This window comes from Streptomyces sp. NPDC057543 (assembly GCF_042801895.1).
Taxonomy (GTDB): Bacteria; Actinomycetota; Actinomycetes; order Streptomycetales; family Streptomycetaceae; genus Streptomyces.
This window is the reverse complement of record NZ_JBHVFF010000027.1, coordinates 21,742-45,121: the sequence shown is the minus strand read 5'-3', so window position 1 is coordinate 45,121 and position 23,380 is coordinate 21,742. Positions and strand designations below refer to the sequence as shown.

Here is a 23,380-nt window from a genome sequence, read left to right as displayed (position 1 = left end):
GCCCCCGGCGCGGTGCCGGGGGCAGGGCGTCACGCGAATGCCTCGCGGGAGTGGCTACGTCACTTCAGGTACACGATGCCGTCGGTGGTGACCGTCGGCCGGCCGGAGGTGGCCACGACGACGATCTTGACGGTGTGCTTGGCGCTGCTGGTCCAGCTCTTCGTCCACAGCGCGTCGCGGTACTTGGTGGTGCTGGACTTCAGGTCCACCGTGGACACCTTGACCCCGTCCACATAGACGTACACCTGGCCGGAGGTGGTGGCCCTGGAGGCGATCAGGGCGACCGAGCGGCCGGTGAACGTCCAGCTCAGGCTCGCGTTCTTCGACGAGCTGGAGTACGACTTGCCGCCGAGGTAGCTGGACGAGGACTTCGTCGTCCAGGTGCCGGTCTTCGTCGCCGAGCTCTCCTGGACGATGACCGGCGTGCCGGAGACCGATGCGGCGGCGGTGTTGCCGGCCAGGTCGTACGCGGTCATGGCCCAGCTGGTCGCGACGCCCGACTTCGCGGTGTGCGAGGCGCTGGTGGTCGTCGGGCCGTAGGTCTTGGCGACCGGGGCGGTGAGCCTGACCTCCTTGAGCGAGGCGGCGTCGGTGGCCTTCCACTTCAGGGTGAGCGGTACGGCCGTGGTGTTCACCGTGCCGGTGCGCAGGGCCAGGTTGGGCTTGGTGGTGAAGGAGGGCGCCGCCTGGTCGGCGACGACGGTGGCCGCCGTGGACGTGGTGACCTTGCCCGACTGGTGGGTGGCGCGCACCTGGACCTTGTGGGAGCCGACGGTGAGCGTGGCCTTGGCCGAGGTGGCCGTCCCGGCGGTGGTGGCGACGGACTTGCCGTCGACCAGCAGCTCGTACTTGGAGACGAACGCGCTCGGGGTGCTCGCCGACCAGCCCACGGTGACCGCGGACTTGGTGTAGTACGTCGTGCCCGAGAGCCCGGCGCCGGTCACCGACTTGATGGCCAGTCCGGTGACGGGGCCCGCGGCGAGGCTGCGGATCGCGGGCAGCTGCCCGTACAGCTTGGTGCCGGGGCACTCGGTGTTGAAGCCGTCGCGGTGCCCGGAGATCTGGTTGAACGGGTACTTCGTACCGGCGGTGAACGTCTTCCTGAAGCCGTTGGAGCCATTGGCGCCCGCGGTGAGCATCGTGGTGCCCGTCGGGTCGCCCTTGTACTGGCCGAGCTTCCATGCGGCGATCCGTGCCACGGAGGTGGTCACCGCAGTGGGAGCGGTCGCGTCCGTGTACGTACCGATGACCGCGATACCGGTCGACTCGCGGTTGAAGCCGTAGGTGTGCGCGCCGAGGACCGGCCGGTCCACGCCGCCCTTACGGCCCTCGAAGACCGTCCCGCACTTGTCGACCACGAAGTTGTAGCCGAGGTCCTTCCACCCGTTGGCCTTGACGTGGAACGCGTACAGGCTGCGCACGATCGCCGCGGAGTCGGCGCAGGAGTATGTGTTGCTCCCCGCGGTGTGGTGGACGAAGACGGCCTTGATGGTGTCCAGGTACTCCGGCGCCTCCGGGCTCATCGACTCGTCGGCACCCCAGCCCGCCCGCGAGGTGATGGGCGGCTTCGGCACGGTCGACGGCGGCGCGGGCGGCAGGGTCTCGGACGGGGTCGGACTCGCGGACGGCGAGGGGCTCTGGCTCGCCGGGGGAGTGGGCGCCTGTGTGGCCGGGGCGGACGGGGTGGGCGACGCCGGTTCGGACGGAGTGGCCTCGGCGGGCGGTTCCGTGCTGTCGCTGGGCGCGAGCGACTCGGGGGTGGTGGAGTCCGTCTCGTCGGCGGAGGGCGTGGCCGAGGGGTCGTCCGCCGTCGGGAGGTCGGCGGCGAAAGCGGCCGGGTCCGCGTTCAGGGTGCTGCTCCGGCCCGGGTCCACGGTGTCCAGCCGCAGCCCTGCGGGCAGCTTCGAGGAAACCTTGCCGCCCGCGTTGATCCGTACCTCGACCCCGTTGGACGGGCCCACCCAGCGCGGCTCGGTGGTCCCACGTACGCCGGCCCGGCCGGCCTCCGTGCGTCCGTCGACGTCGGTTTCGAGCGGCAGCCAGGACGTCCAGTTCCCGTTGGCGGCGGACCGGGTCCGTACCTCCACGGCCCCGGTGACCTTGGCCGCCGGGTCGGTCCAGGTGATGCCCAGCATGCTGAACGGCGCGGTGTCCCGCTTGTCGAGGGAGGCGGACGTGCCGTCACCGGTGACCTCGAGCGCGGTCGCGCGCACATCGGCCTTGGCCGGGGCGGACTTGGTGTCCGAGTCCACTGAGGGGTTGCCCGTCACCCCCTCGAAGACCAGGACGCCCGCCAGGGCGGAGGTGGCCACGGCAGCCGTGACCCAGATTCTCTTCTTCGATCTCAAGTCGTACCCCAAGGATCGCTTTCGGACGGTCATTGCGTCGGGGGCTGCGGCAGGCGACAGCACCGGTCGTCACAGGACCAGTGGGGGGTACGAGTGCTACCGCGCGCATACAGCGGAGACATAGCTTGCCATGGTCCGACGCCGTGGTGTCTACGCGGGTGGCATCGCGCCGGTCCGGGGAGCGCCGGGTGCCAGGATCCAGCCGGGTCCCAGGGCGGTGACGAGCCGGACCGCGCAGCCCACGGTCAGTGCGCCGAACGCTCCGGGAGGGGTGCAGAGGGCGAGTGCCGGCTCGGAAAGGTCCGGGCGCCGGCGCTCCAGGGCGGCGCCCGGTGTCCCCGTACGCCGCTACCGGTTCCCGATTCCCTTGTACATCAGGGACGCTACGGCCGGGTCCGGACCGCGAACCGGTCCAGCGCCGCCAGCACCGTCCGGCTCGTCGCCGGACCGCCCAGATGCCCCGCACCGTCGATCACGGTCAGTTCCGCGTCCGGCCACGCCTTCGCCAGTTCCCAGGCCGTGATCAGCGGCCCGCCCAGGTCGAACCGCCCGTGCACCAGCACGCCCGGAATCCCCGCCAGCCGTCCCGCGTCCCGGATCAGCTGCCCCTCCTCCAGCCAGGCGCCCTGGGAGAAGTAGTGCGAGCAGATCCGCACCAGCGCCTGCCGCGCCCGGTCGGGGCGCCCGCTGTACGGCGGCGGTCCCGAGCAGGTCTCCTGGGAGAGCACCGCGTCCTCCCAGGCGCACCAGTCGGCCGTCGCCTTCTCCCGTACTCCGGCGTCGGGGCTCTCCATCCGCCGGGCGTACGCGGCGAGGACGTCCGCAGTCGCGCCGCTTTCGGCCTCCGGCACACCCGCCCGGAACAGTTCCCATGCCTCGGGGAAGATCTGCCCGGCGCCCCGGTACAGCCAGTCGATCTCGCTGCGCCGGGTCGTCGTGACCGCCGGAATCACGATCTCGGAGACCCGTTCGGGGTGCTGCTCGGCGTACGCGAGGATCAGCGTCGATCCCCAGGAACCGCCGTACAGCAGCCAGTTGTCGATCCCGAGGTGGCGGCGCAGCCGCTCCATGTCGGCGATCAGCCGGTCGGTCGTGTTGAACCGCATGTCGGTGGCCGGGTCGCTCGCGTGCGGGGTGGAGCGGCCGCAGCCCCGCTGGTCGAAGAGGACGACGCGGTAGCGGTCCGGGTCGAAGTACTGCCGGGACCGCTCGGTGCACCCCGAGCCGGGACCGCCGTGCACGACGACTGCGGGTTTGCCGTCCGGATTTCCGCACACCTCCCAGTACACGAGGTTGCCTTCCCCGACATCGAGCATGCCGTGCTCGTACGGTTCGATCGGCGGGTACTTCTCGTCGGGCTCGCGGTCCATGGCGCGGCGGCTCCTTCGACTCGGCGGGCAAAGGGGCCAGCGTAGGGCGGGCGTAGCCTGTTCGTTGTGAATTCCGTACCCCGGGTACTGGCCGTACTCGACGAACTGCTGACCGCCGCCGCCCACGACGACCGCGGAGCGCTGTGGCAACTGGCCGAGCAGGGACGGGAGTTGGACGCCAATCTGGTGCGTCTTCCGGCGGGCGCGGAGGTCGGTGAGCATCAGGAGGACGTCCTGGACGTCCTTCTCGTCGTCGTCGCGGGCAGCGGCCGGATCGTGGCCGGGGGCGGCGACGTGCTGAACCTGACCCCGACCACGGTCGTCTGGCTGCCCCGCACTTCGCGCCGTGCGCTCGTCGCGGGACCGGAAGGGCTGGCGTACGTGACGGTCCACCGCCGCCGCCCCGGCCTGACCATCAAGCCCTCGACGGCCTACGAGGGCGGCGAGGCGCCCTGCATGCTTGACCGGGTCTGCCCCGAGTGCGGCCGGCTCTCGCAGGACCCGGAACCGGTGTTCTGCAGTCGGTGCGGGGAGCGGTTCCCGGACTGCTGAACATCCGGCCCGGCCTGCTCGCCGCCGCGCGGGGACCGGGCTTCCCGGATCCTTCCAGTCCTTCCGCATGGACAAAACGTGCTGGGGCATTACCTCGCATACAGAGATAAAATGGGCAGATGGCGGCGAGTGATCTCCCCGATGAGCTCGCCGGACTCCTGCCCCGCATACAGAGGCTCGCCCGGCGACGCCTGTGGAGTGGCATGGGTGTTCCCCGGCTGCGCGGGGCGCATGCCGAGTTGCTGCGGCTGGTGGCCGCCGAGCCCGGCATCCGGGTCTCGACGGCCGCACACAGTCTCTGTCTCGCGGCCAACTCGGTCAGCACCCTGGTGAACCACCTGGCCGCCGAAGGACTGCTGCGCCGCGAGAAGGACCCCGGGGACGGGCGTGCCGCGCTGCTGTATCCCACTCCGGCGGGGGTCGGGAAGCTTCGCGACTGGCGCGCCCGTCGCGAAGCGCTCTTCCGTGAACACCTGGCCCGGCTCGGCCCGGACGACCGGGCGGCGCTCGCCGCCGCGCTCCCGGCCCTGCGCGGACTGGCCGACTCCCTGCGTGAGGGGGACCCGATGCGGGAGGGAAACCCGCTGTGCGAGGGAAACCCACTGTGCGAGGAAAACCCACTGCGCGAAGGGGATGAGATCGCGTGACCACGGCAACCGACCTGGCCCCCGCCCTCAACTGCACCGGCCTGAGCTACAGCTTCGGCGAGGCGAAGGCCGTCGACGGCCTGGACCTGCTGGTCGGCCGGGGGGAGGTGTTCGGTCTCCTCGGGCCCAACGGCGCGGGCAAGACCACCACCCTGCGCGCGATCACCACACTCCTGCCCGTACCGCCCGGCGTCATCGAGGTCTTCGGCCACGACGCGGCCCGGCACAAGATGGCCGTACGGCGCCTGCTCGGCTACGTACCGCAGCAACTGTCGGCCGACGCGAGCCTCACCGGCCGGGAGAACGTCCAGCTCTTCGCCCGCGTCTTCGACGTACCCCGCCGCCAGCGCGCCGCGCGGGTCTCCCAGGCGCTGGACGCGGTCGGCCTCGGCGAGGTCGCGAACCGGCTCGCCGCCACGTACTCCGGCGGGATGGTCCGCCGCCTCGAACTCGCGCAGGCCCTGGTCAGCGCGCCCCGGCTGATGATCCTGGACGAGCCGACCATCGGCCTCGACCCGATCGCACGGGACAGCGTCTGGGACCGCATCACCGAGATACGGACCGGCACCGGCATGACCGTGCTGGTCACCACCCACTCGATGGACGAGGCCGACCAGCGCTGCGGCCGGCTCGCGCTGATGCACCTCGGCAGACTCCGCGCGATCGGCACCCCCGCCGAGCTGAAGAACGAACTCGTCGCCCACCGTCGGGAATCCGGCGAGACGGACCTGCCACCGCCGTCCTTGGAGGATGTCTTCCGGTACCACTCCGGACGCGGACTGGACGACCTCGGATCCGGCTCGGGTTCCGACGAAGGGAAAGGAGCGTTCCGAGATGTCCGCCGTACCCGTCGCACCGCATCCCGCCTCGGCTGAGTCCGGCCCGCCCGACCAGCGCTTCGCACTGCTGCTGACCCCGCCACCGCCTCGCGCCGCCTGGCGCGTCGTACCGGCGAGAGTGGCCGCGATGTGCGCCGTCGAACTGCAGAAGTTGCTCCACGACCGCACCGAGATCTACACCCGCGCCGTCCAGCCCGCCCTCTGGCTGCTGATCTTCGGCGAGACCTTCTCCCGTATCCACGCCATCCCCACCGGGGGCGTCCCCTATCTCGACTTCCTCGCGCCCGGCATCATCGCCCAGTCGGCCATGTTCATCGCGATCTTCTACGGCATCATGATCATCTGGGAGCGGGACTCCGGCGTCCTCACCAAACTCATGGTCACCCCCACGCCGCGCACTGCCCTGGTGACGGGCAAGGCGTTCGCCGCCGGGGTGAAGGCGGTGATCCAGGCCGCGGTCGTCATCGCGATCGCCGCCCTGCTGGGCGTGGGCATGACGTGGAACCCGCTGCGGCTGCTGGGTGTCGTGCTGGTGGTCGTGCTCGCCTCGGCGTTCTTCTCCTGCCTGTCGGTGACGATCGCCGGGATCGTCCTCACCCGCGACCGGCTGATGGGCATCGGCCAGGCCATCACGATGCCGCTCTTCTTCGCCTCGAACGCGCTCTACCCGGTCGCGCTGATGCCCGGCTGGCTCCAGGCCGTCAGCAGGGTGAACCCGCTGAGTTACGAGGTCGATGCCCTGCGCGGCCTCCTCATCGGCACCCACGCCCATCTCGCCCTCGACCTCGCGGTCCTCGCCTTCGCGGCCCTGGTCGGCATCGTCGCCGCCGGTTCGCTGCTGGGGCGCCTGGCCCGCTGAGCACTGCCGTTCCGGCGGGTACGCACCCGAGGGGGCGCGAAACATCGCCGGAGCCGGGCCGCATGGCGTGGTGTCAGAGGCGATGGACCGTGTGCAGAGTCCTCGCGTAGGTGCCCGTACCGTCCAGCAGGGAGGCACCGCCGAGGTCGGCCATGGTGGGCCCGTTGACGGTCTTGCGGCTGGAGAGGAAGCGGCGCTTGCCGGCGGCGTCCTCGCCCAGGTAGATGCCGACGTGATCGACGGTGACCGTCGGGCTGTCGTCGCCGGAGTCGGCGTTGAACAGCACCAGGTCACCGGGTTGGAGCAGCGCCGCGGCGGGCGGATTGATGCCGTCGGTCCGGTCGACGCGCACACCGGGCGAGTAGTCGGCCATGTGCCGGGACTTGCGGGGAATCCGCAGTCGGGAGGTGTCCTCGCCCGCGGCCAGCGGCACGCCCATGTGGTAGCCGTACACCATGCGCGTGTAGCCGGAGCAGTCGAGATTGCCGACCTGCTTGCTGGACGGCCCGGTGTAGGCGCCGTCGTCGAAGGTCCAGCCGATGTTCATGTACTCGTGGAAGTCGGCGCCCTCATAGCGGTAGCCCTGAGGGTTCAGGTACCCGTACCCGGCCTCGCCCAGCACCTGCGTGCCCTGGGCCGGCCCCGCCCCGGCCGTCACCGTGGGCGCCCCGCCGAGGAACATCGCGGCGTACGCGAGCGTGTCCGGAGCCGTGGAACCGGCCCAGCCGCGTATGCTCCGCTCCACCTCATCGGTCCACGTACCGTCGAAGGGCCGGGACAGCACACGCACCCAGTCGCCGTGAGTGACACTGGGCGGGACGTTCCAGTTCGCGACATCCACCTGGAAGCGGCTGACGGCGAGCTTGACCGGCAGGTTGGTGCAGCCGGTGTTGGCCAGCGCCCGCAGGCCCACCCGGCCCTTGGTGAAGGTGGAGTCGCTGACGTCGACGGCCCACGCGGAAGGTTCTGCCGACGCCGAACGCCACGCCTTGACCTGGATGCGGGAGCCCTCACGGCGCACCCGGATCGTCCATTCGGTGCCCGCGGGCACGCCCGTGGCGAGTGTCAGGTACGACGTCAGCTGGGTGACCGTGTCGGCGACCTCCTTCTCGACGCGCAGTTCGACCGCGCCCGTGGTGAGGAAGGACAGCCGGGCCCGGTAGTTGTTGTGGGTGTCCTGATAGCCGAAGGACAGCGCGTACGAGCACGCCTGACCGGTGGGCACCTTGTCGAAGCCCGCCACGGAGCGCACATCGACGTCGGTGATCTCGTCGTCGCGCAGGCTGGCGTGACGGCTGGCGTTCTCGGTGGTCAGGGTGATGACGCCGGTACCAGGCACCACCGAGTAGTCGGTGTCGGCGGGGCCGAGCGTGGACCAGCTGCCGCCGCCCGGGGAAGTGCCCCAGTACCGCCGCTCCGCGGTCGGCAGCGACAGGTCCGGCAACGTGCGCCGGAAGTCGTCCACGAAGGGCCGCTTGTTCTCGATGAACGTACGCTGCGGACCCGGCAGTACGACAGTCCGTGCACCGTGGGTCAGCAGCGCGACGCGCCTGCCGCCGGAGGTCACCTCGGTACGGGCCGGGGTCCCCGGCAGGACGGCGGCGGTGAGTGGGGTGCTCAGCGTCACGGAGGTGAAGTAGGAGGCGTCCAGCGGGGGCATCGTCACGGAGAAACGAGCCGAGGCCGGACCGGCCGACGCCGCGAAAGGCCGCACGGATACGTCCGGGGCGGCGGCGCGCGCCGGAGCGGTGGCCAGGCCGGTGAGCGGGACGGAGGCGGCGGAGGCCGCGAGGGCGGTCAGCAGACTTCGCCGAGATGCGTTAACCATGCGGCACATGATGGCGTGTGCCGCGCCGGCTGTTCCTTCGCCCCTACTGCGCCGCGACGTACTGCCACGCCCGCATCGGCATGCCGCGATGACTGAGTTCAGGCCCGGCAGCACCCCTCACCCGGAAACGAACGTGACACAAAGACCCCCAACTGTCACGTCGCCACGAGACCTTGCGGGTCATGCCCAGGTCCGATGCCGTGGGCCGGACGGTCGGGAGAAACCACGTGGAAGCGCTCGGTGCGGACGGACATGATGGCGGGATGACCAGTAGTCGTGCGATGCCCGTAGAGGCCCTGCTCGTTGTGGACGTTCAGTCGGCCGCCGTCTGCGGTGACAGGGCGGTGCCCGACACGGACCGGCTCGTCGACCGGACCGCGGACCTGATCGCACGGGCCCGGCGGGGTGGGGCGCTCGTCGTGCACGTACAGAACGACGGGGCGCCCGGAGCGGGCGACGAGCCGCACACGTCCGGCTGGGAACTCCACCACCAGGTCGAGGCGGGCCCCGCGGAGGTCGTCATCCGCAAGACCCGGGACGACGGTTTCCACGAGACGCCGCTGCGCGGCCTGTTGAACGAATCCGGGGTCCGGGCGCTCGCCATCTGCGGCGTGATGTCCGAGATATGCGTCCAGGCGACCGCCCGTACGGCGCTGGCGCTCGGGTACCGGGTCGTCATGCCGCACGACGGCCACGCGACGCACGACATCCCCGCCGCCCCGGGGATCAGCGACGCGGTCCCGGCCGCCGCGGTCTCCCGGGTCGCCGAATGGGCTCTCGGCGGCGAACTGGAGGTCATCGCGCACGCCGCGGACGTCGCGTTCGCGGCCCCACCCCGACGGCGTTGACGCGCCAAAGCACCGAAGGGGATGGGGAGTTGGTCGCGCGCCGCTCGTGAGGTGGTCGGCTCGTTCGGGGAACCGCGGGGCTCGGTCCTGTCGTCCTCACGCGCGCCCCTATGCGGGCCACACCCCCATTCACGGACTCGAGGAGAAGCATGAGCGTTGACGGCAGCACGCGATCCCGGAGCGGCAGCCGAAGCAGCGGTGGCACCGTTTCCTCGACGCGGCGCAGTTCTCGTACGGCTCTCCTGGACTGCGCGAAGGCGGTGCTCGCCCTCGCGCTTGTCCTGGGGGCCGCCACCGCCTGCGGTCAGTCGTCCGACAGCGGGAGTCACCAGGCCAAGGACTGGAAGGTCGGGGACTGTGCCGGTCCCGACCACAGCGAGTCGAAGGACGGCTACCAGGCCATGGACTGCGACGACTCCAAGGCGACGATCAAGGCTCTCGTCATCAAGGACGGTGCCGTCTTCGCCGATTCCATCCAGTGCCCGGCCGGGACGGACGCGATCATCTCGGTGAAGGTCGCCATCGGCACCAGTGACGCGAGCGCCGGCATCCCCAGCAAGACCATCTGCGGCCGGAACCTCTCCGGTGACCACCCCGGCGACGCGGGCGCGGGCGGCGGCCAGTTGGTGAAGGGCGACTGCGTGGACGACCAGGCCAAGGAAGTCCCCTGCGGCAGCGGGGGCAGCGGTGTGAGCAAGGTGCTCGCCCTGACGAAGACGGCCAAGGAATGCCCGGCCGGGACCGACGAACCCCTGGACCTGTTCCCGAGCCCGGGCAGGCCGTACAACACGATCTGCACCACCAAGGTCTGACGGTCCGGGTCACTCCACGGCCGGTGAGGCCCACGCTTCACCGGCCTTGCGGTGCCTTCGTTTCGTCCCGCGACGCCGGGTCCGTGACACGGCTCTGATCGGCACCGGCACCTGCACGGGCACTGCGGAACAGGGCCGTCCAGAGGAATGGTTCGCCGAAGTACGGGGACTCGGACGGTTCGTCGTGCATGCGGCGCAGTTCGATCTCCGTCAGGTCGGCGAAGATCCGGCGCAACGACTCCGGCGTGTAGGCCAGGCCGCCGTGGAGGCCTTCTCCGGCCTGCTCGTAGAAGGAGGCGTCGGGGAGTTCGGAGCCCATGCCCCTCTCGCCGGCCGCGAAGCAGGAGAGGGCGAAGTGGCCGCCGGGGGCGAGGACGTCGTCGAGGAGGCCGAGGTAGCTGATGCGACGGTGCGGCGGCAGGTGGTGGAAGCAGCCGGAGTCGTAGATCAGGTCGTACGGGCCCGTCAGCTCCGCCCCCGCGAGGGCGAACGCGTCGCCGCAGTGGAACCGTACGTCGGCCCCCGCCTCCCGCGCGCGGTCCTCGGCCCAGGCGATGGCTGCCTGGGACAGGTCCACCGCGTCGACCTCGAAACCCAGGGACGCGAGGTGGAGGGCGTTACGGCCCGGGCCGCAGCCCAGATCCAGGGCGCGCCCCGGGTTGATCAGGCCGCGGTCCACGTACGAGGCGAGGCTCTCGTCGGGCTTCGCCACGAAGAACGGAACCGGCTTCGTCCGGTCCGCGTAGAAGCTGTCCCACCAGGGCGCCCCGTCGGCCGTCCAGCGGTCCGCCTCCCGTGCGAACAGGTTGTCCAGAAGCGTGAGTACGTCGTCCACCGTGCGTATGTCGCGGTCCACGCGACCCCCTTTCCCGGAGGGTGAAAGCGTAGGTCCGCTCGGCTCCGGAGCCCAGTTCCGCACCCGCCGACGGCGGTCGCCGGAGGTCGTGTGCGGGTGTTTGACGCCCCCGTGTCGGCGGGTCTGCATCCCCCCTCGCGCCTGGGCCTTTCGGGGGCGTGGGTGCCCATGGGGCGGCGGGAAGGGGGTTGTTCCGCCCCCTCTGGGGTCTGTTTTTTCGCGGTGCTCCGAGTTTCGCACTCTGAGTTCCGCGTTCCGCTTGTGCGCCGGGTCCCGGTCGGGATCGAGGAGTTGACACCGCAGTAGCAACGGTTCGATGGGCATTCGGACTTGATCGGGACGTCACCCTCCGCGTGGTCGAGCGCGTGGCGGACACCCCATCGGCCGGGCAGAGCGTGAAGAGTGGGGGCGGCGGTACGGACGACGAAGGAGGACCGAAGGTGGGTGTCGTGGCGAACCAGCGGAACAGGGTGCCCGGGCAGGCCGTGGAGGGGCCGGGGGCGCGGGACCGACTCCTGCGTGCCGGGCGTCAGTTGTTCGCCGCGTACGGGTACGCGCACACGAGCGTCGAGGCTCTGTGCGAACAGGCTAAGGTGCCCGTCCACATCTTCCGGCAGGAGTTCGTCTCACGGGAGGTGCTCCTGATGGCGATCTACGACGAGGTCGCGACCCACGGGCTGCGCGCCGCCGAGAACGCCCTGATGGCCGAGGGGATGGAGGACTGTCCGACGGCGGAACGGGTCCGGCTGCTCTTCGACGCCTATGTGAAGGCCGTCACCGAGGACCCGTGCGCGGCCAGAGTGGCGTTCGTCGAGGTGCTGGGGGTGAGCAGGGAGGTGGACAACCACCTCGCGACCTGGCGGGCGATGTGGATCGAGTTCCTGACCTCCGAGGCCGAGCGGGCCGTGCGACGGGGCGAGGCGGTGCCGAGCGACCACGCCGTGACGGTCACGGTGCTGAACCACTCGGTGGACGAACTCATGGCCCACCACGGCCGCCGGCCCCGGCAGGTCGACGCCGAGTGGCTGACCGATGAGCTGACCCGGCTCTCGCTGGCCATGATCCTGCCGTCCTGACACACCCCGTCGCCGGGACGGCGCATACCGGACGGCGAATAATGGGGAGATGGAAGAAGACGGACAGCGCCCGGCGCACGTCGAGCGTACGGACGACGAGATCTCGACCGTCCTGACCGGCGTCGGGCCGAGGCTGCGCGCTCTGCGCCAGGAGCGCGGCACGACGCTGGCGCAGCTCAGCGAGACGACCGGGATCTCCCTCAGCACCCTCTCGCGCCTGGAGTCGGGCGGCCGTAAACCCACGCTCGAACTGCTGCTGCCGCTGGCCAAGGCGTACGGGGTGCAGTTGGACGAACTCGTCGGCGCCCCGGCCACCGGCGACCCGCGCATCCACTTCCGCCCCTTCACCCGGGACGGCATGACCTTCGTGCCCCTGACCCGGCACCTCGGCGGGCTGCACGCGTACAAGCAGATCCTGCCCGGCGGGCGCGGGGCGACGGGTCCGCTGGAGCAGCGGGTGCACGAGGGATACGAGTGGGTGTATGTCCTGGCGGGGCGGCTGCGGCTGGTGCTGGGTGAACACGATCTGGTGCTGACGGCCGGTGAGGTCGCCGAGTTCGACACGCGTACGCCCCATGCGTGGGCCAGCGCCGGGCCCGGACCGGTCGAATTCCTCAGCCTGTTCGGAGAGCAGGGGGAGCGGATGCACGTGAGGGCCCGGCCCGCGGGGCGGTGAGGTGGCGCGAACCCCGTGCGGGGCAGGCCTCAGGGGCGAACGGCCGCGCTGGTCGATGTATCACGGCCGGTCAGGGACGGGCCGCGTACGGGCCGCCCGTGCCCCACGCCTGGTGCATCGCGTCGGCGAAGGCGGCCGCCAGTTTGTGTTCGCCGGTGGGGCCGGGGTGCGTCCCGTCGTACGTGTCCCGATGGATGTCGTATCCCGGTGGACGGGAGGCCAACAGGACCGGGGACATCGGGTCGTCGAGGTCGGCGACGGCCTTCGCCAGGAGTTCGTTGAAGCGGTCGCACTCGGCGGCGAACGGGGCGTCCGACTCGGCCCGTACGTTCGGTATCACGGGCAGGAGCACCATCTTGACGTGCGGGTTCGCGGTGCGGGCCGCCGTGATGAACGCCCTTGCGTTCAGGGCCGTCTGGTCGCTGTCCGTGTAGAACCCGAGGTCTATCAGGCCGAGCGAGACGAGCAGGATGTCCGTACGGTGCTCGGTGACCGTGTCGGCGATCACCGGGGCCATGTGCAGCCAGCCCTCGCCCCAGCCGGCCAGATGGGCGCGGGCCTCGGCGGGGAAGTCCGGTGCGCCGTACTCGTAACTGACGGGGCTGTCCGCCCCGGTGTCGTACAGCTCGCTGCGCGGGCCGACGATCGCGAACGGGGCACCGAGGGTGGAGGTGAGGTGCTGCCACATCCGGTAGCGCCAGGTGAAGTCGCCGACGCGGCCGATCGTCATGGAATCGCCGACAAACGTGAAACGCATGGCGTCATCATCGCGGATCACTCCTGCGACCTGCGACGTGACGATGGACACTGGCGTCATGCCTTCGTACCTGACTGTGTCCGGAGCCGTCGCGCTGCTCCTCCTCGCCGGGGCGGCTCCGGCCGTGGCCGGAGACGGGGCCGACCGGAGCTTCACGATCGAGGACCCCCGGATCACCGAGTCCAGCGGCCTCGCGGCGAGCCGCACCCACCCCGGCATCTACTGGACGCACAACGACAGCGACGACGGCCCGTACGTCTACGCCGTCGACTCCCGCACCGGGAAGACCGTCGCGACGATCACGATGCGCGGGGTGGGGCGGCCGCGCGACATCGAGGCCATCTCGCTCGGGCCCGACGGCAATCTGTACGTCGGTGACATCGGCGACAACCTGAACGGCAGCTGGGACCACGTCTGGATCTACCGCTTCCCGGAACCGAAGCAGCTGCGGGACGCGACGGTCGACGCCACACAGTTCGATGTGAAGTACGCGGACGGCCCGCGCAACGCCGAGGCGCTGATGGTCCACCCCACGACCGGGCGGGTCTACATCGCGTCGAAGAACGAGGGCGGCGGCGGACTGTACGAGGGCCCCGCGAAGCTCACCACCGGCGCGACCAACGTCTTCCGTCGGGTGGGGGAGGTGCCGTGGGTGACGGACGGGGCGTTCTCGCCGGACGGCAAGGAGCTGGTGCTGCGCTCGTACTTCAGCGCCCGTGGGTACGTCTTCGAGAACGGCAGGCTCGGCGCCGACCACGCGGTCAGCGCTCCGCTGCAGCGACAGGCCGAGTCGGTGACGTTCACGGCGGACGGCTCCGCGCTGATGTTCGGCTCGGAGGGGGAGCGGAGCGATGTGGTGCGGGTGGACGTGGACGGAGCCGGAGCAGCAGGCGGCGGTGGCGGTGGCGGCGGGGACGCCGGGAAGTCGCCGTCCCCGGGCGGCGACTCGTCGGCGTCGTCCGCCGGGGCGAAGGACGGGGAGGCGAAGGGGACGACCCTGACCGGTGTGCTGGTGCTCGCGGGGATCGGCGTCCTGGTGTTCATGGGACGGCGGCGGAAGGGGAACTGACGCGCCGGTCCGCCACGGTGCGCATAGGGTCGGGCCGCTATGGAGAACCGAATGATTCCCGGCCCCGGGCCCTTCGCCACCGCCCGGCTGGACGCGCTGCCGCTGCGGGTCGGGTACGCGGACGAGATGGCGGCCGTGCTCGACGACCCCGCCCTGCACGCGTACACCGGAGGCGCCCCGGAGACCCCCGGCGAGCTGTGGGCCCGCTACGCACGCTGGACAGCCGGTTCGCCGGACCCCGGCGTGGGCTGGTGGAACTGGGTACTGCGGGTACGGGACGAGGGCCGTCTGGCCGGTTACGTACAGGCGACGGTGAACGCGCGTGACGCGGAGGCGGAGGTCGCCTGGGTGGTCGGAACGCGGTGGCAGGGGCAGGGGTACGCGAAGGAGGCGGCGGTCGGGCTGGTGGCCTGCCTGATGGGGGTGGGTGTGGTGCGTACCGTCGTCGCCCATGTCCATCCGGACCATGACGCCTCCGCCGCCGTGGCCGCCGCGGCGGGGCTGGTGCCGACGGAGGAGTGGTGCGACGGCGAACGGCGCTGGGAGCGGGGGCGGGCGCGTGGAGCGGGGGGAACCGGATGACGCCGGGGCGGTGGATTCGCTCGTCAGGTGGTTGGCGGGGCCAGCAGGCGTTCCACGTGATGGGCGACCGCCAGTAGGTGTTCGTCGCCGCTGACCCGTCCGATCAACTGCACCCCGAGAGGGAGGCCGTTCGCGTCCCGGTGGCCCGGGATCGTCACGGTCGGCAGTCCCAGCACCTGCCAGGGCCGGCTGAAGACCGGGGAGCCGGTGGCGGCCAGGCCGACGGGGGCGGGGCCCGGAGCGGCCGGTGCGAGGACGGCGTCCGCCGATTCGAACAGGGCATGGAGGCGGCGGCGCTGTTCGGCCGCGTGGTCGAGCGCGGCCAGGTAGTCGGTGCGCGAGACCCGGTGGCCGTCCTCGACGAGTTGACGCAGAGGGGCGCTGAGGGGTTGTTCCCCGGGTACGCCGGTCGGGGGCCCGGCCTCGTACGCGTCGGTCGCCGCGCCTGTCGCGTGTGCCGTGTACGCGGTGGGCAGCGCGCCCGCGTCGTATTCGTCGGCGAGGGCACGGGCGGCCTCGTACGCCATGACCGTGGTGTGCGTACGGACCAGTTCGGCGAGATCCGCGTCGATCGCCAGCTCACGGACCTCGGCCCCGGCGGCGACGAGCGCCCGGCGGGTGTCCTCCACGGCCCGGTCCATGGCCGGGTCGGTGGGGTGGAAACCGTATACGGGGCCCGGCGTTCCGGCGTCCGTGCCGGAGCAGACCAGGATCACCGGGTGCGGGACGTCCGGCAGGGCGGCGTCCGCGCTGCGTCGCGCGCGGCCGAGCAGGGCCGCACGGGCCAGGGCGAGGTCCTCGACGGTGCGGGTGAGCAGGCCGAGGGAGTCGAGCGTGTGGCTCAGCCCCGCGATGCCGGTGAGCGGGAAGGTGCCCGGCGTGGCGACATGGCCCGCGGTGCCGCAGTACGCGGCCGGGCGGATGGTCGACGCGGCTGTCTGGGTGCCCAGGGCGAGCGGGACCATGTGATCGGCCACGGCCGCGGCCGAACCGCTGGAGGAGCCGCCCGGGGTGTGGTCCGGGTCGTGCGGGTTCGCGGTTCGGCCCGGCGTGAAGTAGGCGAACTCGGTGGTCACCGTCTTGCCGACGAGCACCGCGCCGGATGAGCGCAGCCGGGCCACGCACCAGGCGTCGTCGGCCGGGCGGTGGCCCCGGTGGCGGGGTGAGCCGTATCCGGTGGGCTGGTCGGCGGTGTCGATGATGTCCTTCACGCCCACCGGGACACCGTGCAGCAGTCCCCGGCGAGGGCCGTTGTCCAGCAGCCCGGCGTGACGCACGGCGGCGTCCCGGTCGAGGTGTTCCCAGGCCCCGACCACGGGCTCGCGGGCATCGATCCGTTCCAGGCAGCCGGCCAGCAGCGCGGTGGCGGTCAGCTCACCGGACTCCAGGGCGCGAACCGCCCGGGTGAGGGTCAGCTCGTGCGGGGGGACGGTGGTGGTGGTGGGCGGGGGCATGGGCGTGGTCTTCCTGGTCGAGGTGCGGGCGGGGTGGGGGACGGACGGGGCCCGGCCGCAGTCGTAGCCGGCCGGGCCCGTCGGGACGGGGGCGAGGGGTTCCCCTGTCCGGAGAGGTGGTTCAGACGACGGTGCGTGTCGGTTCGGTGGCCACGGGGCCGGCCGGGTCCTTGGCGGCGGTGCCGATGCCGCTGGCTTCGGAGAGCGACTTGCCCTTGGTCTCCGGTGCGAGCAGCAGCGAGACGACCAGACCGGCCAGGGTGAGCGCGGCAGCCATGAGCATGGTCGGGCCGTTGCCGTACTTGTTCAGCGAGAGCGGCAGCAGATACGTGCCGATCGCCGCACCGATGCGGGAGATCGCGGTGACCACACCCATCGCGGTGGCCCGGATCTCGGTCGGGAAGATCTCGTTGGGGTAGGACCACTCCAGGATGTTCGGCCCCCCGGAGGCCAGCGCGTACAGGCAGAAGCAGGCGATGACCAGGACGGTCGGGCCGGTGGGGAACAGGCCGAGCACGGTGAACGGGATCAGCATGATCGCGAACGACCAGAGGAGCAGCGGGCGGCGGCCGGTGGTCTCGCACCAGCGGAGCGCGGGCAGACAGCCGATCAGGAAGACCACGCTGATCAGTGTGGCGCCGAGGTTTTCGAGGTTGCCGCCGTCGAGTCCGAAGGACGCCAGCACGGTCGGGCCGAAGGTGTACATCGCGAAGACCGGGGTGACCGCGCACAGATAGAACATGCCGCAGAAGAAGGTGCGCTTGAGGTACTCGCCGCGCAGCAGGCCGCGGAAGCCGAGCTGGACGGTGGTCCGCGGTTCGACCGCCGTGATGCTGTCGAAGTCGGCGTCGTCCCCGTACACCTTGCGGACCACGGCCCGGGCCTCGTCGGTCCGGCCCTTGGAGACCAGCCAGCGCGGTGATTCGGGTGTGCCGACGCGCAGCAGCAGGATGATGATTCCCGGCACGATGGCACTGGCGAGCATGATCCGCCAGGCTCCGTGCCCCAGCCACTCGGTGAGCAGGAAGCCGAGCATGGTGGCGAGCGTGGCGCCGATGTACCAGGCGACCACGAGCGAGCCGAGCATCGCGCCGCGTTTCTTGGCGGGCAGCCACTCCGCGAGCAGGGCGGTCGCGATCGGGTAGTCGGCGCCGATGGCGAGACCGACGACGAACCGCAGCGCGATGACCTGCCAGCCGTCGGTGACGAACGCGCAGAGCAGCGAAGCGCCGACCAGGATGAGCAGGTCGAGGGTGTACATCAGCTCGCGGCCGATGTGGTCGGTGACTCGTCCGAAGACAAGACCGCCCATGAAGATGCCGATCAGCGCGGCGGCGCCGGCGAGGCTCAGCTCGGTGGCGCTCAGCCCCAGGTCGGGCTGCATACCGACCAGCGCGATACCGACGATGCTGAGCAGCCATCCGTCGAGGAACGGTCCGCCGGAGGACTGGATCAGCAGTTTCTTGTGAAATCGCGACAGCGGACTGTCGTCGATGATCGAGGTCGTCGCCATGAGAGGGCTCCCGGAGCAGGACGCCACGCCGACAGGGCGACGAGGCGTTCAGAGAGTGTATGGGTGGGGTGTTTTCTGCACCAGCGAGTGACATCGGCGGGAATGCGAGCGGATTGCCGGATGCTCTGTTGGCGCTTCGGGTGAACACACGAGTCCCGATGGCGCATTACTGTCCACCTGGACAGAACACCTGTCAATGACTGTGAACATCTCGATAGCATCGTGTTCGGTCAGGATCGGTTCTGTGCGCTGCCTCTGTACACTCGCGCACATGACTACCGGGGCGACGACTGAAGGACCCACCGAGGGCGACAAGGGGCGCTGGGTCGCACTGGGTGCGCGGCTGCGCTCCGCCCGTGAGGCGAAGGGGATGAGCCTGCGGGAACTCGCCCGCCGGCTGGGCTGTTCACCGAGCCACATCTCCCAGGCCGAGCGCGGCCGTACGGCCCTCTCGGTGAGCATGCTGTACGACGCCGTGGCCGAACTGGGGCTGTCGATGGACCGCCTCTTCGACTCGGCCGACGTGGTGGGACCGGCGGACTCGGCGGGGCCGGGCGATTCGGCGGGTTCGGTGGAGGGCTCCGCGGACGGCGTACGTGTGGCCGGTGGTCCGGCCGCGGGCGACCGCGGTGCGGCGTCGGCGAGCGCCCCGCCCACGACGGCCGGGGAGGCGAGGTTCGTGCAGCGTGCGGGGGCGCGGCGGGCCATCGAGGTAGAGACCGGCATGCGCTGGGAGTTGCTCACCCCGTACCCCGAACAGGGCGTGGACTTCCGCGAGATCGTGTACGAAGTGGGGGCGGGCTCGGCGCCCGGCGAGCGCTTCATCCGGCACTCCGGGCGGGAGTACGGGCTGGTCCTGGAAGGGGAATTGCGGGTACGGATCGCCTTCGAGGAGTTCACCCTCGGCCCCGGTGACTCCATCGCGTTCGACTCCACCAGCCCGCACCGCTTCTGGAACGCCGGAGACCGACGGGCCCGAGCCGTGTGGTTCTCGGTGGCCGATCCCGCCGCGGACATCTGACCGGCATCTCCGGCTGGTACCTCTGAGTCGTACCCCCGCCTGCCGCGGCTGACCGCGACTGCTCTCTCCACGCCCCCTTCTCCTCACGGAGTCGGGGGCGTTTCTCGTCTGTGTCCTTCTCGAGCGGATCCGGCAGGTCTTGACAAGGGTGTTCTTCATCGTGAACATCTGTGTTTACTGTGAATGAACACACCGGCCCGAACGGTGTGCTGATGTGCCGGAGGAAAACCGATGTCGCTTCAGGGCCGCAAGATTCTCGTCCTCGCCGCCGACTACTTCGAGGAGTCGGAGCTGCTCTATCCGGTGATCCGGCTGCGCGAGGAGAACGCCGACGTGGTGGTGGCCGGAGTCACCCGGGACGCGGTCAAGGGCAAGACCGGCTACGGCCCGTACCCCGTGGACGTCGCGGCGGACGAGGTGGACGCGGCGGAGTTCGACGCGGTGGTCGTACCGGGCGGCTTCGCTCCCGATCTGCTGCGCCGCTCTTCCCGGGTGCTCGACCTGGTGCGGCACTTCGACGCAGCGGGCAAGCCGCTCGCGATCGTCTGCCACGGCGGCTGGGTCCCCGTCTCCGCCGGCATCCTGCGGGACCGGACCGTCACCAGCGTCGCCGCCATCCGCGACGACCTGGTCAACGCGGGCGCCAACTGGATCGACGAGCCCGTCGTCGTCGACCGGAACCTGATCAGCGCGCAGCTCCCGCGCGACCTCGGTCCCTGGATGAAGGCCCTCATCACCGCCCTCGCCTGATCCCCGCCGCCCCGAGCCGCCGCTTCGGCGTGAGCCCCGTCCGCGCCCGGGCCCTGCCCCGCCGGCCCCCTCGCCCGAAGCCCGCCCGCCCTCCCCGGAGCCCCGTCCCAGCCCGACAGGAGTACCTCATGAACAGCCCCGCACCCGCCTGCCCCGTCCCCGTCGAGGACTTCGCGCCCAGCATCCTCGGCATCGAAGAGGCCGTGTCCCTGCCGCCGGCCTGCTACACCTCGCCCGAGTTCCACGCCTTCGAGATGGACGCCGTCTGGGGCCACGAGTGGTTCTGCGTCGGCCGGGCCACCGACATCCCGGACAAGGGCGACTACTACTCCGTCACCGTCGGCGACGACCCGCTGATGGTCGTCCGCGGCGCCGACGGCGAGGTCCACGTCCGGTCCGCCGTCTGCCAGCACCGGGCCATGCCCCTGATCGAGGGCCGCGGCAACGCCCGCCGGTTCCGCTGCCCGTACCACAGCTGGGTCTACGGCCTGGACGGTGTGCTCCAGTCCGCCCCCGACCTCAACGACGTGCCCTGCTTCGACAAGGCGGCCGTCCGGCTGCCCGAGGTCCGCTCGGAGGTCTGGGAGGGCTTCGTCTTCATCACCTTCGACGACACCATCGCCCCCGTCGCCGAGCGCCTCGGCCACCTCTCCGAGCAGCTCGCCGGCTACGGCATGTCCGAACTGCGCGCGGCCGAGCCCCAGCAGCTCGACCCGTACGAGTGGAACTGGAAGATCTTCGCGGACGAGTGCTACCACTGCGCCCATCTGCACGCCAAGACCTGGAACCCGGTCTACCCGACGCCCGAGGAGCGGATCGACTTCGACTCCTCCCTCAACGACGTCGAGCGCGGCATCATCGCGTACGAGATCCTCGGCCGCGAAGCCGGTTCGTCGCCCACCCACACCGGCAAGGTCCTCCAGCCGCTGCTTCCCGGGCTGACCGTGCACGAGCAGGAGCGGCTCTCCTACGTCACCGTCATGCCGAACCTGCTGATCGTGGCCATGCCCGACAAGGTCAAGTACTTCCTCTGGCTGCCCACCGGCACCAAGTCGTCGGTCTTCGGCGCCACCTGGCTCTACCCCGAATCCACGCTCGCGCGCCCGGACTTCGAGGAGAACTGGATCAAGGAGAAGGAGGACCTCGCGGGCGTCATGGTCGAGGACGTCTTCGCCTGGTCCGGCGTGCAGCGCGGGCTGCACTCCCGCTTCGCCCCGCGCGGCCGTTACGCGCCCAGCGAGGTGGTCCTGGTCCGCTTCAACCGGTGGCTCGCCGAGCGGTACACCGCCCGCGCCACCTCCTGAGCCCTCCCGGCTCCTGTCCTTCACCACCCCTTCTCCACGCGGCCCGTCGCGTCAGCTACGCGGCCCTGCCCCTGCGGCACACATCCTCACCGCGCGAGTGCGTCCCATTCGCCGTGTCACCCCGGGAGAACACCATGACCCTCCAGCTGGAGCGGCCCGAGGCACCGCGCCCGCCGGCCGAACTCCCCGAGCCGCCCGCCGTGGAATCCGGACCGCCCGGAACACTGACCCTCCGGGTCGAGTCGTGCGGGCCGGTCGCCGAGGACATCGTCGCGCTCACCCTGCGGGCACCAGACGGGGCGGAGCTGCCGCCGTGGGAACCGGGCGCCCACATCGACCTGCTGCTGCCCGGCGCCGGGCCGGACGGCGGTGAACTGGTCCGCCAGTACTCCCTGTGCGGGGACCCGGACGACCGCACCCGGTGGCGGGTCGCGGTGCTGCGCTCGGCGGACGGGCGGGGCGGTTCGGTGCACGTCCACGACCGGCTCCGGCCGGGTGACACCCTGCGGGTGCGCGGACCCCGCAACCACTTCCGGGTCTCGGCCGCCCCCGAGTACCTGTTCATCGCCGGAGGCATCGGGATCACCCCGGTCCTGGCGATGGTGCGCGCCGCCGAGCGGGCCGGGCAGCGCTGGCGCGCGGTCTACCTCGCCCGGGAACGGGACCGGATGGCCTTCGTCGACGAACTGACCGCCTGCGGACCGGGGCAGGTACGGCTGCACACGGACGAGACCGACGGCCGGTTCGACCTCGGCGCACTGCTGTCCGGTGTCGCACCCGGCACCGCGGTGTACTCCTGCGGCCCCGGCCCCCTGCTCACCGCCCTCGAAGAGCTCCACGCGGCGTGCGAGGGCCGCTGGGACCTGCATCTGGAACGGTTCGCCGCCGTCCCCGTACCGGACGAAGTCACCGCGCACGACCGGGAGTTCGAAGTGGTGCTCGCCGGCGACGGCAGCAGCCACCGGGTACCGGCCGGCGCCTCCGTGCTCAGCGTGCTGCGGACCGCCGGGGTGCGGGTCGACTGGTCCTGCGAATCGGGTACGTGCGGCTCCTGCGAGACCAGGGTGCTGGAAGGGGTGCCCGAGCACCGCGACAGCGTGCTCGACGCCGACGAAAGGGCCGCGGGCGACTACATGATGATCTGCGTCTCGCGGACCCGGTGCGAGCGGCTGGTCCTGGACCTCTGACACCGCTGCGCCTCCCACCTTTCAAGAACCGCTCCAGCCCGGCCAACAGCCGCTCCGGCCCGGTCCAGAACACCTCAGAGCAAATCGAGTCCCGAGAGGAACCACTCATGCGTCCCATTTCCAAGGTCGTCGTCACCGGCGGTTCGGGCCGGGTCGGCCGGTACGTCGTCGAGGAGCTGGCACGCACCTTCGACGTCACCAACGCCGACCGGGTCGCGTCCGACGCCTCCGTCACCTACGTGCAGACGGACGTGATGGACCTGGAGGCGGTCCGCCAGGTCACCAAGGGCGCCGACGCCGTCGTCCACCTGGCCGCCATCGACTACGACTGGAAGGCCGCCCCCGAGTCGTACATCAGGGTCAACACCCTCGGCTCCTGGCACGTGCTCCAGGCGGCAGCCGAGAACGGCGTCCGCAAGACCGTCCTGACCTCGTCCATCTCGGCCTGCGGGCTCTCCGAGATGCGGGCCGACTGGACACCCCGCTACCTCTCCGTCGACGAGGACCACGAGAACCGCCCCGTGCAGGCGTACAGCGTCAGCAAGCGGATCATCGAGGAGATGGGGCTGAGCTTCACCCGCGGCACCGACATGGACGTCATCTGTCTGCGTCCGCTCGCCGTGGTGCTGCCCGAGACGCTGCCGGAGTTCGTCGACTTCATCGACAACCCCGAACTGCACTGGCTCTACTACTACGTCACCGCCCAGGACGTCGCCCGCGGCTTCCGCGCCGCCCTGGAGACCGACGGGCTGCGGTACGGCGCGTTCTTCCTCTCCGCCGCAGACACCTGCCGGCCCGAACCCACCCTGGAGTGGTACCGCGAGCGCTTCGGCGAGCTGCCGGAGATCCGCAACCCGCGGCTCTACCGGACCAGTCCCCGCGCCTCCGTCTTCTCCAGCAACCGGGCCCGCGACCTGCTCGGCTGGGAGCCGACCTCCGACTTCCTGGAACTGCGCGCCGCCCAGGGCCTCTGAGCCCCGCCCAGCCCGTCAGAAACCCGCTCCACCCGCCCCGCACAGACAAGGACTTACG

At 71.0% G+C, this 23,380-nt stretch carries 22 protein-coding genes; 15 read left to right on the top strand and 7 right to left on the bottom strand.

The features are described from left to right. Positions 1 to 59: 59 nt before the first annotated feature. Positions 60 to 2,348 (bottom strand): N-acetylmuramoyl-L-alanine amidase, encoded by a 2,289-nt coding sequence (locus tag ACFU8Q_RS07670; protein ID WP_384449251.1) that lies wholly within the window; start codon positions 2,346 to 2,348, stop codon positions 60 to 62. Between the two features lie 383 nt (positions 2,349 to 2,731). Beyond that, positions 2,732 to 3,718, bottom strand: a complete 987-nt coding sequence (pip, locus tag ACFU8Q_RS07665; RefSeq protein ID WP_384449248.1) for a prolyl aminopeptidase — start codon at positions 3,716 to 3,718, stop codon at positions 2,732 to 2,734. Positions 3,719 to 3,784: 66 nt separating this feature from the next. Between pip and ACFU8Q_RS07660 the strand changes: the two genes are divergently transcribed. The 4 genes from ACFU8Q_RS07660 to ACFU8Q_RS07645 all read left to right on the top strand — a co-directional run bounded on the left by ACFU8Q_RS07660 (position 3,785) and on the right by ACFU8Q_RS07645 (position 6,615). Next, positions 3,785 to 4,270, top strand: coding sequence for a hypothetical protein (locus ACFU8Q_RS07660; protein ID WP_384449245.1), 486 nt, complete (start codon positions 3,785 to 3,787; stop codon positions 4,268 to 4,270). A gap of 119 nt (positions 4,271 to 4,389) precedes the next feature. Beyond that, on the top strand, positions 4,390 to 4,917 hold the full coding sequence (locus tag ACFU8Q_RS07655) for a MarR family winged helix-turn-helix transcriptional regulator (RefSeq protein WP_384449242.1): 528 nt from the start codon (positions 4,390 to 4,392) through the stop codon (positions 4,915 to 4,917). Then, positions 4,914 to 5,792, top strand: a complete 879-nt coding sequence (locus ACFU8Q_RS07650; protein ID WP_384449239.1) for an ABC transporter ATP-binding protein — start codon at positions 4,914 to 4,916, stop codon at positions 5,790 to 5,792. Before ACFU8Q_RS07655 ends, ACFU8Q_RS07650 begins: the two co-directional genes overlap by 4 nt. Next, positions 5,752 to 6,615, top strand: a complete 864-nt coding sequence (locus ACFU8Q_RS07645; RefSeq protein WP_384449236.1) for an ABC transporter permease — start codon at positions 5,752 to 5,754, stop codon at positions 6,613 to 6,615. The genes ACFU8Q_RS07650 and ACFU8Q_RS07645 overlap by 41 nt, the downstream gene beginning before the upstream one ends. A gap of 73 nt (positions 6,616 to 6,688) precedes the next feature. Here ACFU8Q_RS07645 and ACFU8Q_RS07640 read toward each other — a convergent pair whose 3' ends face one another. Next, positions 6,689 to 8,443: an NlpC/P60 family protein gene (locus ACFU8Q_RS07640; protein WP_384449233.1), complete on the bottom strand. Its 1,755-nt coding sequence runs from the start codon at positions 8,441 to 8,443 to the stop codon at positions 6,689 to 6,691. A gap of 263 nt (positions 8,444 to 8,706) precedes the next feature. Between ACFU8Q_RS07640 and ACFU8Q_RS07635 the strand changes: the two genes are divergently transcribed. Continuing rightward, positions 8,707 to 9,291, top strand: coding sequence for an isochorismatase family protein (locus ACFU8Q_RS07635; protein WP_384449230.1), 585 nt, complete (start codon positions 8,707 to 8,709; stop codon positions 9,289 to 9,291). Between the two features lie 149 nt (positions 9,292 to 9,440). Then, positions 9,441 to 10,103, top strand: a complete 663-nt coding sequence (locus tag ACFU8Q_RS07630) for a hypothetical protein (protein ID WP_384449227.1) — start codon at positions 9,441 to 9,443, stop codon at positions 10,101 to 10,103. 37 nt (positions 10,104 to 10,140) lie between these two features. On the opposite strand, the gene ACFU8Q_RS07625 is transcribed toward ACFU8Q_RS07630, so the two are convergent. Then, the gene (locus tag ACFU8Q_RS07625; RefSeq protein ID WP_384449224.1) at positions 10,141 to 10,959 is read right to left on the bottom strand and encodes a class I SAM-dependent methyltransferase; all 819 of its coding nucleotides are present in this window, start codon (positions 10,957 to 10,959) and stop codon (positions 10,141 to 10,143) included. 449 nt (positions 10,960 to 11,408) lie between these two features. On the opposite strand from ACFU8Q_RS07625, the gene ACFU8Q_RS07620 reads away from it, so the two are divergent. Together ACFU8Q_RS07620 and ACFU8Q_RS07615 are read left to right on the top strand one after the other, a co-directional pair. Then, entirely contained in the window at positions 11,409 to 12,035 is a 627-nt protein-coding gene (locus ACFU8Q_RS07620; protein WP_384449222.1) for a TetR/AcrR family transcriptional regulator, read from the top strand. Between the two features lie 49 nt (positions 12,036 to 12,084). Next, on the top strand, positions 12,085 to 12,711 hold the full coding sequence (locus tag ACFU8Q_RS07615; RefSeq protein ID WP_384449219.1) for a helix-turn-helix domain-containing protein: 627 nt from the start codon (positions 12,085 to 12,087) through the stop codon (positions 12,709 to 12,711). 70 nt (positions 12,712 to 12,781) lie between these two features. On the opposite strand, the gene ACFU8Q_RS07610 is transcribed toward ACFU8Q_RS07615, so the two are convergent. Continuing rightward, positions 12,782 to 13,468 (bottom strand): GDSL-type esterase/lipase family protein, encoded by a 687-nt coding sequence (locus ACFU8Q_RS07610; protein ID WP_384449216.1) that lies wholly within the window; start codon positions 13,466 to 13,468, stop codon positions 12,782 to 12,784. Between the two features lie 58 nt (positions 13,469 to 13,526). On the opposite strand from ACFU8Q_RS07610, the gene ACFU8Q_RS07605 reads away from it, so the two are divergent. Further along, entirely contained in the window at positions 13,527 to 14,537 is a 1,011-nt protein-coding gene (locus ACFU8Q_RS07605) for a WD40 repeat domain-containing protein (RefSeq protein ID WP_384449213.1), read from the top strand. Between the two features lie 51 nt (positions 14,538 to 14,588). Further along, positions 14,589 to 15,119 (top strand): GNAT family N-acetyltransferase, encoded by a 531-nt coding sequence (locus ACFU8Q_RS07600; protein ID WP_384449210.1) that lies wholly within the window; start codon positions 14,589 to 14,591, stop codon positions 15,117 to 15,119. 23 nt (positions 15,120 to 15,142) lie between these two features. Here the strand turns inward: ACFU8Q_RS07600 and ACFU8Q_RS07595 are convergent, their stop codons facing one another. Both ACFU8Q_RS07595 and ACFU8Q_RS07590 read right to left on the bottom strand, forming a co-directional pair. Further along, positions 15,143 to 16,573: an amidase gene (locus ACFU8Q_RS07595; RefSeq protein ID WP_384449207.1), complete on the bottom strand. Its 1,431-nt coding sequence runs from the start codon at positions 16,571 to 16,573 to the stop codon at positions 15,143 to 15,145. A 121-nt stretch (positions 16,574 to 16,694) separates the two neighbouring features. Beyond that, entirely contained in the window at positions 16,695 to 18,086 is a 1,392-nt protein-coding gene (locus ACFU8Q_RS07590) for an MFS transporter (protein WP_384449205.1), read from the bottom strand. 271 nt (positions 18,087 to 18,357) lie between these two features. Here ACFU8Q_RS07590 and ACFU8Q_RS07585 point away from each other — a divergent pair, with 271 nt between their 5' ends. The 5 genes from ACFU8Q_RS07585 (at position 18,358) to ACFU8Q_RS07565 (ending at position 23,322) form a co-directional block, all read left to right on the top strand. Beyond that, a complete protein-coding gene (locus ACFU8Q_RS07585; protein WP_384449202.1) occupies positions 18,358 to 19,107 on the top strand; it encodes a helix-turn-helix domain-containing protein in 750 nt (249 codons plus the stop codon). A gap of 231 nt (positions 19,108 to 19,338) precedes the next feature. Continuing rightward, positions 19,339 to 19,857, top strand: coding sequence for a type 1 glutamine amidotransferase domain-containing protein (locus ACFU8Q_RS07580; protein WP_384449199.1), 519 nt, complete (start codon positions 19,339 to 19,341; stop codon positions 19,855 to 19,857). 128 nt (positions 19,858 to 19,985) lie between these two features. Further along, complete coding sequence (locus ACFU8Q_RS07575; RefSeq protein ID WP_384449196.1) at positions 19,986 to 21,161, top strand: aromatic ring-hydroxylating dioxygenase subunit alpha; 1,176 nt, start codon at positions 19,986 to 19,988, stop codon at positions 21,159 to 21,161. 134 nt (positions 21,162 to 21,295) lie between these two features. After that, entirely contained in the window at positions 21,296 to 22,348 is a 1,053-nt protein-coding gene (locus ACFU8Q_RS07570) for a PDR/VanB family oxidoreductase (protein WP_384449193.1), read from the top strand. Between the two features lie 107 nt (positions 22,349 to 22,455). Further along, positions 22,456 to 23,322, top strand: a complete 867-nt coding sequence (locus ACFU8Q_RS07565) for an NAD-dependent epimerase/dehydratase family protein (RefSeq protein WP_384449190.1) — start codon at positions 22,456 to 22,458, stop codon at positions 23,320 to 23,322. Positions 23,323 to 23,380 lie beyond the last annotated feature (58 nt).

Coding starts and splice junctions, on each gene's coding strand:
- ACFU8Q_RS07580 (WP_384449199.1), top strand. CDS start 19,339: ATGTCGCTTCAGGGCCGCAAGATTCTCGTCCTCGCCGCCGACTACTTC.
- pip (WP_384449248.1), bottom strand. CDS start 3,718: ATGGACCGCGAGCCCGACGAGAAGTACCCGCCGATCGAACCGTACGAG.
- ACFU8Q_RS07640 (WP_384449233.1), bottom strand. CDS start 8,443: ATGGTTAACGCATCTCGGCGAAGTCTGCTGACCGCCCTCGCGGCCTCC.
- ACFU8Q_RS07595 (WP_384449207.1), bottom strand. CDS start 16,573: ATGCCCCCGCCCACCACCACCACCGTCCCCCCGCACGAGCTGACCCTC.
- ACFU8Q_RS07615 (WP_384449219.1), top strand. CDS start 12,085: ATGGAAGAAGACGGACAGCGCCCGGCGCACGTCGAGCGTACGGACGAC.
- ACFU8Q_RS07565 (WP_384449190.1), top strand. CDS start 22,456: ATGCGTCCCATTTCCAAGGTCGTCGTCACCGGCGGTTCGGGCCGGGTC.
- ACFU8Q_RS07600 (WP_384449210.1), top strand. CDS start 14,589: ATGATTCCCGGCCCCGGGCCCTTCGCCACCGCCCGGCTGGACGCGCTG.
- ACFU8Q_RS07635 (WP_384449230.1), top strand. CDS start 8,707: ATGACCAGTAGTCGTGCGATGCCCGTAGAGGCCCTGCTCGTTGTGGAC.
- ACFU8Q_RS07630 (WP_384449227.1), top strand. CDS start 9,441: ATGAGCGTTGACGGCAGCACGCGATCCCGGAGCGGCAGCCGAAGCAGC.
- ACFU8Q_RS07585 (WP_384449202.1), top strand. CDS start 18,358: ATGACTACCGGGGCGACGACTGAAGGACCCACCGAGGGCGACAAGGGG.
- ACFU8Q_RS07605 (WP_384449213.1), top strand. CDS start 13,527: ATGCCTTCGTACCTGACTGTGTCCGGAGCCGTCGCGCTGCTCCTCCTC.
- ACFU8Q_RS07655 (WP_384449242.1), top strand. CDS start 4,390: ATGGCGGCGAGTGATCTCCCCGATGAGCTCGCCGGACTCCTGCCCCGC.
- ACFU8Q_RS07570 (WP_384449193.1), top strand. CDS start 21,296: ATGACCCTCCAGCTGGAGCGGCCCGAGGCACCGCGCCCGCCGGCCGAA.
- ACFU8Q_RS07645 (WP_384449236.1), top strand. CDS start 5,752: ATGTCCGCCGTACCCGTCGCACCGCATCCCGCCTCGGCTGAGTCCGGC.
- ACFU8Q_RS07575 (WP_384449196.1), top strand. CDS start 19,986: ATGAACAGCCCCGCACCCGCCTGCCCCGTCCCCGTCGAGGACTTCGCG.
- ACFU8Q_RS07610 (WP_384449216.1), bottom strand. CDS start 13,468: ATGCGTTTCACGTTTGTCGGCGATTCCATGACGATCGGCCGCGTCGGC.
- ACFU8Q_RS07590 (WP_384449205.1), bottom strand. CDS start 18,086: ATGGCGACGACCTCGATCATCGACGACAGTCCGCTGTCGCGATTTCAC.